The sequence below is a fragment of the Halobacterium bonnevillei genome (genome assembly GCF_009831555.1).
GTDB lineage: Archaea > Halobacteriota > Halobacteria > Halobacteriales > Halobacteriaceae > Halobacterium > Halobacterium bonnevillei.
On sequence record NZ_WUUU01000317.1, the window covers coordinates 1 to 1,577 of the forward strand.

Consider the following 1,577-nt stretch of genomic DNA (forward strand, 5'->3'; position numbering starts at 1 on the left):
TGGGAGTTACTACTACGTCAACCGCGCGCTCGGCGGTTCTTCGGCAGCATCGTCGGCTGGGGGATGTGGGGCGGGCTGATGTTCGCGTCCGCGTTCTACATGCTCGGGTTCGGCCAGTACCTCACGCACGTTCGTCGCCCGTGAACTCCGCGAGATTACCGCGGAACTGGGGTACACGAGCGTCGACGACCTGATCGGCCGCGTCGCACACCTCTCGGAGTCCGAGACCGACCACCCGAAGGGCCGACTCATCGACCTCTCGCGGCTGCTCGCCGAACCCGCGGGGGACACCCGTTTCCGGACGCGCGCGCAGGACCCCCCGGACATGTCCCTCGACGAGAGCGTCCTCGCGGCCGCCGACGCCGCCGTCGAGGACCGCGAGGCGGTGTCGGTGTCCCGCGACGTCTCGACCAGCGACCGGACCGTCGGCGCCCGCATCTCGCACGCGGTCAGCAGCGAGTACGGCGTCGAGGGGCTCCCCGAGGACACCCTGAACGTGGACCTGCGCGGGAACGCCGGCCAGGCGTTCGGCGCGTTCCTCGCGTCCGGCGTCACGATCTCGCTGACCGGCGCCGCCAACGACTACGTCGGCAAGGGCCTCTCCGGCGGCACGCTCGCCGTCCAGACGCCCCCGGACGCCGGCTTCGACCCCGCCGAGAACACCGTCGTCGGGAACGTCGCGCTGTACGGCGCGACGGACGGCGAGTGCTACGTCAACGGCGTCGCGGGCGAGCGCTTCGCAGTCCGGAACTCCGGCGCGAACGCCGTCGTCGAGGGCGTCGGCGACCACGGCTGCGAGTACATGACCGGCGGCATCGTCGTCGTCCTCGGCGACGTCGGCCGTAACTTCGCCGCCGGCATGAGCGGCGGCGTGGCGTACGTCCACGACCCCGACGGGACCTTCGAGTCGCAGTGCAACACCGGGATGGTCGCCGTCTCCCGGGACCTCTCGGAGCGCGACGAGGACGCGGTGCGCCGCCTCGTGGAGAACCACGCCGCGCGCACGGACAGCGACCGCGCACACGAACTGCTCGCAGACTGGGACGCCGCCATCTCAGAGTTCGCGGTCGTGATGCCGGACGCCTACCGCGCCGCCATCGACGAGCGCCCGGAGGCCGACGCCCGCCGCTCGCTCCCGTCGCGCGTCCGCACCACGGGCGTCGCAGGGAGCGCAGACTGACTCCCACATCGCGGGGCGAGTGAACTGACGCTCCTCGCTCATCGAAGCCACCTTGGGCGGCTTCGCTCGCGTACCAGACCGGTAAAACGCTGATTTCACTCCACGACACTGCTTTTCCAGTGGCCGCCGTCGCCGACTGTATGCAGCGCCGCACGTACCTCGCTTCGGTCGCCGGCCTCGCCGCCACCGGCGGCTGTCTCGGGGCGTTCTCGAGCGCGCGCTCCGACGGCGGCGACGGCGGGCCGAACGCGCCCACCGAGTGCCCTCCTTCGACGGGAGCACGACGACCGTCTGCGTCGGCGATACCGACGCTGCGGCGTCGTTCTCGCGGTCCACCGCGGCCGTCTCCAGCGGCGGCGAACTCGTCACCACGCTCACGAACGAGTCCGCCGACGAC

Annotated in this window: 1 protein-coding gene; it reads left to right on the forward strand. The window is 71.5% G+C overall.

All coding sequences use genetic code 11. From position 1 onward, the window contains the following. The first annotated feature begins 325 nt into the window (after positions 1-325). Positions 326-1,180, forward strand: a complete 855-nt coding sequence (locus GRX66_RS18845; protein ID WP_233745697.1) for a GltB/FmdC/FwdC-like GXGXG domain-containing protein — start codon at positions 326-328, stop codon at positions 1,178-1,180. Positions 1,181-1,577 lie beyond the last annotated feature (397 nt).

Coding starts and splice junctions, on each gene's coding strand:
- GRX66_RS18845 (WP_233745697.1), top strand. CDS start 326: ATGTCCCTCGACGAGAGCGTCCTCGCGGCCGCCGACGCCGCCGTCGAG.